We start from the raw sequence: 8,224 nt of genomic DNA, 5'->3' as shown, positions 1-8,224 counted from the left end.
TGTCGTTCTCAAAATCGGTGGAGCTGCATGACAAAGTCATCGGGCATTATCTGAACATAAAACACTATCAATAAGTTGGAGTCATTACCCGGGCAACGGTGTTTAATTATATCGAATGTGATTACAATCGGTGGCGGCGGCACAGTTGGTGTGGCGGCCTCAGTCCGGAACAATTTGAAAACAAGAACCTCGCTTAGGCCTGTGTCCATATTACGTGGGTAGGATCACATTACCGTGCCAGAGATATCGTTTACTGCTTTCCAGAATACCGTCAGCCTGCCTTTCTTTCAGTAAAGCACGTTCAAACTGACTGAATGCAGACATCATGTGCAACTGTAACTCCTGCATTGGATTGCTTATTCCAGCATTGAACGTAAGCTGTTCCTTCAGAAAAATAAGGGTAACGCCCATCTCCCGAAGCCTGGTTGTTACAGCACACATATCCATCATATTCCGACAAAGGCGATCGATGGAATGGACAAGAAGCGTATCTCCCGGGCGCAGTTACTCAAGGAGCTTCTGCAACTCCGGTCGGTTTGTATCCTTAGCACTGGCATGTTCAACATAAATTTTATCTGGCTGAAAACCCGCCTTTAACAATGCCTCTTCCTAACGTGCTGTATTCTGGTCGGCTGAGCTCACCCTGATGTAGGCATATTGCATGTGAAACCTCCGGAATGTCTTTAAACATTATAGAGATTTTAAGAATAATCCATAAACACCGATTTATGGAGGTTTATAGATATTTTTCCGGGTAACTGAAGGACATATTGAAAACGTATACCTTTATAGAAGCTGTCAGCGACGACGCCCCAGCCAAATTACCTCAGGCTCCAGCGCTGGAGAGGCAAGGTCGAGTTTGCTCAGCTGCCGGTTGATTTTGTTACGGTTAAACCGGACAGCGTCCAGGTCGTCAGCAAAAGGGCGAATCACACCAATCGTTGTTTCATCATCTGCATTAACGATAGCTTCAAGAAACGCCAGGGTTTTATCGAATTCATCCATGGTCAGAAATTCCAGCTGCTGTGCGTCATCGAAATCAGGGAGGCCATACAAAGCTTCCTGTTCAGCATTATTTAAAACAGACAGTCGTTCACTTTTACCAGTTGTTTTGCCACGAGTTGTCATACTGATCCCAAACTGAACATGTCCGTAAGAGGAACGATTAACGGACATTCGCTCAAAATCTCTTAGCTGAAATCATTGGTAAAATAAGGAAGTAAAGACAGGTGTTCTCTAATGTTTTAGATATTTACGTGGTGTACACTCATAGTATTGTCTGAAAAGGCATACAAAGTACGATGTACTACTAAACCCACACATTTCAGACACATATTTTATCGGATGATTTTGCTTTAGCAATTTAATGGCAAGCGACATCCTGGTATCAAGTAATATTTTACTAAAAGAAGTGTTTTCTAAAAATAGTTTTTTCTTTATTAAGCTCTCGCTCATGTAAAGATAATCAGCTAAATCTCTCAATTTCCAGTGTTTAGAAACATCTGAAAGAAAAATGCTTCGAACTTTTCCTGAAAACGTAGGCATTCCTGATGTGAGGAATGCTCTTAAGTTTGCTACATCACTAAATACTGAGAGCAATGAAAAACATATTGCATCCTTAAAATTTGGATGTATATGATTTTGTGAATTTATATTATCTATCATACTTATTAATAAATCTGGATAAGCAAAGCTTTTCCTTAATATGCAGGGGGGTTTATCCAGAAACTGTTTCTCGCAGTGGTTGTAACACGATAAATAGTTTCTAACGGTATCTTCGTTAAGTTCAATTTCCAGATATTTATCTGAATAGCTCTGCAAAAAATCTCTTTCTGAATGCTTAAGCAACAGAACATCACCATAGTTTAATATCAGGAAATCCTTAAGAAACTGAAAATTTATTGGTTTCTTTATGAGAATAAAGTAACACACTCCGAACATAGCCACTATCCTTCTCAAAAGGCTTTTTTTAAAGAATAGATAGATACAGAAACAGAAATCAAGCACATGCGTGAAATATAAATTTATTGATGTACATCACATTTTTTGTTTATCTAAATTGAAAATCCCTGAACTACATCTAGATGAATAATACTTATAAAAAAGTTAGGAAAGAATGTTAACATGACATATAGTATATGTTTAGTCATAAATCATCCTCGACAAATCTATTTTAAGGTGGAGTATATATGGAAGTAATTTACATTGCAGAACCAATAATATCCACAAACATTAACAAACTAATTGCTGTTGAAGTATTGAGTAGATTTTATTCTAAAACTGGAGTTCCTCTCTCTACGCAGAGAGTTTTAAGCATGTTTACAACCACAATGAAAATCAATCTACTTAAGTCTCAAATAAAAGAAATAATTAATCACAGGGATTTTTTCGAACATCATGGAATACTGTGTTCTGTTAATGTTGATTACGAAACCTGCCTATATATTAGTTGTGATAATGAAATTCAAAAAACAATATCCGAAAATAAATTTATAGCACTTGAAATATCAGAAACATATCCTGAGCTAACTCAGAACAATGATGTTATACCTTTTCTTTGCTCTCTTACAGAGTATATCTGGCTTGATGATTTTGGTAGTAGGAATAGCACCATGCACACAGCGATGAAAAATAAATATCACGCCATAAAACTTGACAAATTATTTTTTCAGAAAAATATAGACAAACCATATTTTGAGGGAATTATTAATAATTTAAAAAAATCATGCCCAAATATTATAGCTGAAGGCGTAGAAAACATCTATTACAATGGGTTATCAATGAATACTGGATTATGGGGCACTCAAGGATATTTTTTCCCTTCTGTGCCTCTATCTGAAATTAAACACATAAATAGTGCGTGGCTATAAATATATGAGATATCGGAAGGCAGATGTGTTTTCATCTGAATACAGAAGTTTCCTAAACACCACTGTTCTGGCGAGTTATACAAAACTCCTGTTGCATCACCAAACGTGGATCATTAACCACAGATAGTTACTGGCAGAGCGCTACGTGAAATCAGAGATTTTGCCAGAGGCACTACACACCAAATTTTACAAAGAAGAAAGTGATTTCGCTGACTTTCGGACATATCTGTTTAACAATGTCCGAAAACGGTTGGTTTCGGACACAAAAACCGCTGTAGCCTCGCTATTCTGGCGATCACCAAAAACGATTTGGTTAAAAAATAGTCTTGGTGTGGGATGTTTTCCGAATTCCAGGCGGTCCCCTGTTATCTCATTCGTTCACTGGCGATATTATAAACGTTACTCCGCTCTCGTTTACCTACAGCAATCACCCATATAACAATTTCCTCATCAATGACCTTATAAATAAGCCGAAACCCAGATGCTCTTAGTTTTATTTTAAAACATCCAGCCAGGTCACCATGAAGCCTGGTAGCACCAGTATAGGGATTATGCTGTAGTTTCCTGAGTTTCTTTTTAAACTGGTCACGTATTGTCTTGTCCAGGTTCTTCCACTCTTTAAAGGCTCTTTCATCGAAGTCGATATTAAAGGTCATCAATATTCACCCTGATGCGTCTGGCAGGATTTTTCAGCCGTTCTCTGACAATATTCAGAATATCTTCATCCTCATCATTGTCACTGACCACAACAGACACTTCGCTGAAAGGAAGTTTTTCATTTTCAGCCACATAACGGAGAAAAAGGCGGAGGGCCTCTGAAGGTGAAAGGTTGAGCTTTTCGAAGACCTGCCAGGCATTTTTCTTCAGTTCTTCATCTACACGAATTTGAACAGTACTCATGATAGTGCTCCGGTAATAAAATAGACAGGCAGTATATACGCGAATAGATGTAATGACAAATGTATTGACGCATTACAGATGCCGCGTCAGCGGCATGGAAGGCGGCACTCTGTTGTTTCATATGATACCGGGGTTCTACGCCGGAACCCCAGATTTTTCCGTTATCCCAGTTTTAAACCGGCTACCAATGTATCCAGATCAATAAGTTCATTACTGTTCTGAAAGGTATAATGCCCATTCAGCAAAATGTGTTGCCAGGCTACTGGTGATATCCTGGTCAGAGCCTCAATGGCCTTTTCATTACCTTCTGTTTCCTGTCGCCTCAGCAAACGTGACAGGATCGCCGAGTTGTAATAAACGATCGTGTTGGAGATCAGGCGACCGCACTGATTACTGTTCCCGTTTCTATATCGTTTTTTCCGGTTAACTCTTTCTTTCCACCAACTTTGGCCACTGCTGCACGTAACTGGTGAGAAGACTCTATCCGGTTCTGGGAACGGCGAATATTGCGTTCCATTTGCGGGTCGCGCAGATATTTCAGCGTATAAATACTGCGAATCAGACGGTCATATTCAAATACTGCCTGCCTTGTCGGATTGGTTGCTGTATATGTACATAACTTACGGATCAGCGTTCCCTGTGTCATTTCCTTCAGACCCAGCGTGGCAACGATGCGATCAAGATTGCTTTTCTCCCGGGATATAAGCTCCAGGTCAATCCGACCGGCTGGCTGAATCATGCATTTTTTATAGACCGACGGTTCCCTGGTGCTGTACAGCTCCTGTAACTGCCGGTTCAGGTCAGTAAAATGAGGCTCAAAACGAAGGCCAAACCAGTGCAGTATCGCAAAATTTGCCTTGTTAACACTGTGCATATCCCCGGTGATGGCCACCGGTTTCACTACAGATGTATTGCGGTACCAGATATCAAAAACGTGATGTCCTTCGTAATCATTCGTGCCAATCAGGTATCCGTTGATCGGGATATGGTTACACAGCAGAGTGTAGGCAACCAGGCCTTTACCGCGGCCAAAGTATTTACGTGAGTGTCGGGCTTTCACTGTTGGTCGTTCAACACCAAATTTCTGCCTATCCACAGCGCCGTAAAGGGTATCCGGCTCAAACGAATAGAGCGGAAAAACGGGCAGCTTCTCTATGGCATCAGTGATGCAGTCATTGGCCGCGAGCAGTGATGCCTGACGAAGGTACTGTTCGTACGTACTTTCCAGCACATGGTATGGAATATCACTGGTTCGCGCCATGACATGGTTGCCATGATTCATGGCCTGAGCAACGATGACAGCCGTCAGACTGTCTGTATCTGCTTCTTTTTTGGCATAACGGGGTTGTAATGGTTTCATGACGGAGAGGAACCGGCACTGTTCGTTAACAAAACGGAAAACGTCTGTAATATCACAGAACGGCAGTTGCCCGTAAAAACGTCGGTTCTGTTCTTTATAACGACTGACTACCGATTTATGCCAGTTCAGCTTCCGCGTTTCTGTGTCGTATTCCAGATGCTTCAGCTTTCCCTGTTTCAGCTCACGATTAAACGCTTTCCATTGTCGGTGTAGTTCGCCTGACAGTGCCTTTAACTGTGCTTTTATGGGCTTTTGCAGAAAGGGGATTTTCATTTCAGCCAGAACCGCAGACTGTTCACCTTCTGCAACCAATTCATCTAAAAGATGGCGGTGCCGGAGGCTGTCATTAAGGTAAATTTCGCCGGACAGAAAGCGTTTTCTGATTTGTCGGTAGAGCCAGAATTCATAACGCCCGGCATTCAGCCTGACAGTTTCCCCCTCTTCGCCTGATTCCAGCAGATACGGGTGCAATCGTGAGGGAAGTGTTTCCGGTGGACACTCCCCCAGAGGGCGCTGAGAAAGAGTCTGCTTTTTGTTGAACACCACTCTGAGCCAGTTCAGCGCCTTAACCCACGGGCTGTCCCGGACCATGCTGGTGAGGTCAAGTGACAGATATAATGGCCTCAGGTTACGCCGGATTAATGCTGTCATACCATCCACAACCTGCCATTGCATCGCCAGTTTACCGGCGGGTTTCACACTCATGCGCTGTGCCGTACTTTTCAGTGCTTCCCGGGGCATGATTTTCCAGGCCCGCTGACGGACTTCACCAAAGGTGGTGGGATCAGGAACACTGTCATCAACGTAAAGTGACAACAGACGACCGATTTTAGACGTTTCACGACGGTGTTTTTCCTGTACTTCAGCCAGAAGTTTTTTGGCCATATTGCGGCTTTCATCCTCAAGCTGTTTCATATGGAAAAACATCGCATCCACCAGGTTGTCGCTGAACTGCCGGTAACGAATCCATGCATAGCACAGCAGATAAAGGCGGGTCTGCCCGGGTTTCAGTTTACGAAGATCGTAAACGGTATAGAAATTTGCCAGACTGGCATAATACAGAAGGTTTTGCTGAGAAATATTCAGTACAGGCAGAATTTCACAGGCTTTATGGTGTAGTGGTTCCAGGACGGCCCTCTTTTCCCGTTCATTGCGCATCTGACGCCAGCCAAAGTCCCGTGCATCCTGCCTGAGAACAGCAAGCCGGGAAAGCGTGTCATCCCGTTCAATCAGCTTATCCAGTTCAGCAATAGTCGGCTCATCCAGGTGTTCCGTCTGAATACGCTCCAGCCGCTGCCGCTCATCAGAAAGTACCCGGCTCACCAGTTCCTGGAGTGTGGTGTAACCGGGTCTGATGATTTTATGCGCGTTAAGCCAGATAATCAGCTCTGTGGCGATAAAGCCGGGTGTTATATCACGGCGGACAATGTGAATGGCCTGTTCTTCGAGTTGTGAGGACAAAGCCGATGACCAAGGACGGTAGCCATACAGCGCGCAAATTTTTTCCCGCTGGGCATAGCGTTCATACTTAGTAGGAAACTCATCCGGAAGAGACGCACCGCCAAAATAACGGCGCAGGATAAAATCGCAGTCATCCTTAACATCTTTCCACCCGAAACGAAAAAACAGATGTTTGGCCTTAAAATAAACAATCTGGAGGATGCAATAAATTTGAGCGTGAAGTCCCCGACGGCTACAAGCTAACGCCAGTTCGGATTCATCCATAGCCAAAAATGTCAGCCTCTGTGCATCATCAAAATCAGGTAGCCCGTACAACGCTTCCTGCTCAGCTCCAGAAAGAATACTGAGGAGTTTATTTTTATCTACCATCCTCAAGGTTCCTTATAGTCATACCACCGTGGTTGTTGTCACATTATTAACAAACACACCCTTTACGCACCATAGTTTAAGTGACAGGTAATATGACATTTATTGACAGATGTAAACGTAAAAACAAGAATGTCACTTAATCGAACGTATATGTGACAGGTGTAACATGTTAATAGGGTATATGCGGGTTTCAAAAGCAGATGGTTCACAAACGAATGATTTACAACGTGATGCATTAATCAGTGCAGGGGTTGAGGTGACTCATATTTATGAGGACCGGGTATCAGGCAAACAGGAAGAACGCCCCGGACTCTCTGCCTGTTTGAAAGCTTTACGTCCTGGAGACACACTACTTGTATGGAAACTGGATCGTCTTGGACGAGATCTGCGTCATTTAATCAATATTGTGCATACACTGACCGGAAGGGGGATCGGATTAAAGGTACTGACGGGACATGGCGCAACTATCGATACGACAACACCTGCCGGTAAACTTGTATTTGGTATTTTTGCAGCACTGGCTGAATTTGAACGTGAACTCATTGCAGAACGCACAGTTGCAGGTCTGGCTTCAGCAAGAGCCCGGGGAAGAAAAGGGGGACGGCCTTACAAAATGACACCTGTGAAATTACGTTTTGCAATGGCATCAATGGGACACCCTGAGACAAAAGTCAGTAGGTTATGTCAGGAGCTTGGTATAACCCGCCAAACGCTGTACCGACATATTTCACCGGATGGTCAATTGCGGGCTGATGGAATAAAACTACTGAATAATCAGTGAGAAAAAAACAACCGAAAAAATCTGGGGTTCCGGCGTAGAACCCCAATTACTGTGAGAATACAGATCAATGAAAGTACCACTCCCGAGGAGGGGCGCTGAACGATACTTTACTGACAGTGGATGAGACGTGAAGGATCAGCGGCACTTTAGCATCCAGACTATGTGATATTTACAGCACCAGTATACATATGATGGATTTCTGTAAAGTAACCCCATGTGTAAGCGTCAACGGAGCACCGTATTGACGCTTATTTATTGGTGAGAACCACGTTCCATGGCAGGAGTTCGTCAACATGGTTGGAGGGCCATTCCGGCAGTACGCTCAGAATATGGCGCAGATACGCTTCCGGATCGATACCGTTCAGACGGCAGGTGCCGATCAGCCCGTATAGCAGTGCACCACGCTGAGCCTGTACATAGATTTGTGTAATTGCCTGATTTTGATATGTTCAATCCAGCATCAAATGAAGGTTAATTTATGGA

Annotated in this window: 7 protein-coding genes and 4 pseudogenes; 5 read left to right on the top strand and 6 right to left on the bottom strand. The window is 43.1% G+C overall.

Annotation, left to right across the window (positions count from 1 at the left end):
• The coding region (locus BEB42_RS25465) for an IS1 family transposase (protein ID WP_004200914.1) at positions 1 to 74 on the top strand (74 nt) is incomplete at its 5' end.
• Between the two features lie 9 nt (positions 75 to 83).
• A pseudogene (locus tag BEB42_RS25460) lies at positions 84 to 197 on the top strand (IS3 family transposase); the annotation flags it as partial.
• Positions 198 to 210: 13 nt separating this feature from the next.
• On the opposite strand, the gene BEB42_RS26935 reads toward BEB42_RS25460, so the two are convergent.
• Positions 211 to 441: a recombinase family protein gene (locus BEB42_RS26935; RefSeq protein WP_236942418.1), complete on the bottom strand. Its 231-nt coding sequence runs from the start codon at positions 439 to 441 to the stop codon at positions 211 to 213.
• 354 nt (positions 442 to 795) lie between these two features.
• Between BEB42_RS26935 and BEB42_RS26555 the strand changes: the two are divergent.
• A pseudogene (locus tag BEB42_RS26555) lies at positions 796 to 1,002 on the top strand (hypothetical protein); the annotation flags it as partial.
• A gap of 234 nt (positions 1,003 to 1,236) precedes the next feature.
• Here the strand turns inward: BEB42_RS26555 and BEB42_RS25445 are convergent.
• Positions 1,237 to 1,941 carry a helix-turn-helix domain-containing protein gene (locus tag BEB42_RS25445; protein ID WP_000468126.1) on the bottom strand — a complete coding sequence of 235 codons (705 nt, stop codon included), beginning with the start codon at positions 1,939 to 1,941 and terminating at the stop codon, positions 1,237 to 1,239.
• Between the two features lie 248 nt (positions 1,942 to 2,189).
• Between BEB42_RS25445 and BEB42_RS25440 the strand changes: the two genes are divergently transcribed.
• A complete protein-coding gene (locus BEB42_RS25440; RefSeq protein ID WP_000452093.1) occupies positions 2,190 to 2,870 on the top strand; it encodes an EAL domain-containing protein in 681 nt (226 codons plus the stop codon).
• A gap of 365 nt (positions 2,871 to 3,235) precedes the next feature.
• Here the strand turns inward: BEB42_RS25440 and BEB42_RS25435 are convergent, their stop codons facing one another.
• The 3 genes and pseudogenes from BEB42_RS25435 to BEB42_RS25425 all read right to left on the bottom strand — a co-directional run.
• Positions 3,236 to 3,526 (bottom strand): type II toxin-antitoxin system RelE family toxin, encoded by a 291-nt coding sequence (locus BEB42_RS25435; RefSeq protein ID WP_000143685.1) that lies wholly within the window; start codon positions 3,524 to 3,526, stop codon positions 3,236 to 3,238.
• Positions 3,516 to 3,770, bottom strand: coding sequence for a type II toxin-antitoxin system RelB/DinJ family antitoxin (locus tag BEB42_RS25430; RefSeq protein ID WP_000108831.1), 255 nt, complete (start codon positions 3,768 to 3,770; stop codon positions 3,516 to 3,518). The genes BEB42_RS25435 and BEB42_RS25430 overlap by 11 nt, the downstream gene beginning before the upstream one ends.
• A 287-nt stretch (positions 3,771 to 4,057) precedes the next feature.
• A pseudogene (locus tag BEB42_RS25425) lies at positions 4,058 to 6,960 on the bottom strand (Tn3 family transposase); the annotation flags it as partial.
• A gap of 166 nt (positions 6,961 to 7,126) precedes the next feature.
• On the opposite strand from BEB42_RS25425, the gene BEB42_RS25420 reads away from it, so the two are divergent.
• Positions 7,127 to 7,741 (top strand): recombinase family protein, encoded by a 615-nt coding sequence (locus BEB42_RS25420; protein ID WP_000904942.1) that lies wholly within the window; start codon positions 7,127 to 7,129, stop codon positions 7,739 to 7,741.
• 248 nt (positions 7,742 to 7,989) lie between these two features.
• Here BEB42_RS25420 and BEB42_RS25415 read toward each other — a convergent pair.
• Positions 7,990 to 8,148: pseudogene (locus tag BEB42_RS25415) on the bottom strand (transposase domain-containing protein); the annotation flags it as partial.
• Positions 8,149 to 8,224 lie beyond the last annotated feature (76 nt).

Origin of the sequence: Escherichia sp. MOD1-EC5990, assembly GCF_002965285.1 — a bacterium.
Classification (GTDB): Bacteria; Pseudomonadota; Gammaproteobacteria; order Enterobacterales; family Enterobacteriaceae; genus Escherichia; species Escherichia coli_F.
The sequence above is the reverse complement of the archived record's forward strand: the minus strand, read 5'-3'. Positions and strand labels throughout refer to the sequence as shown.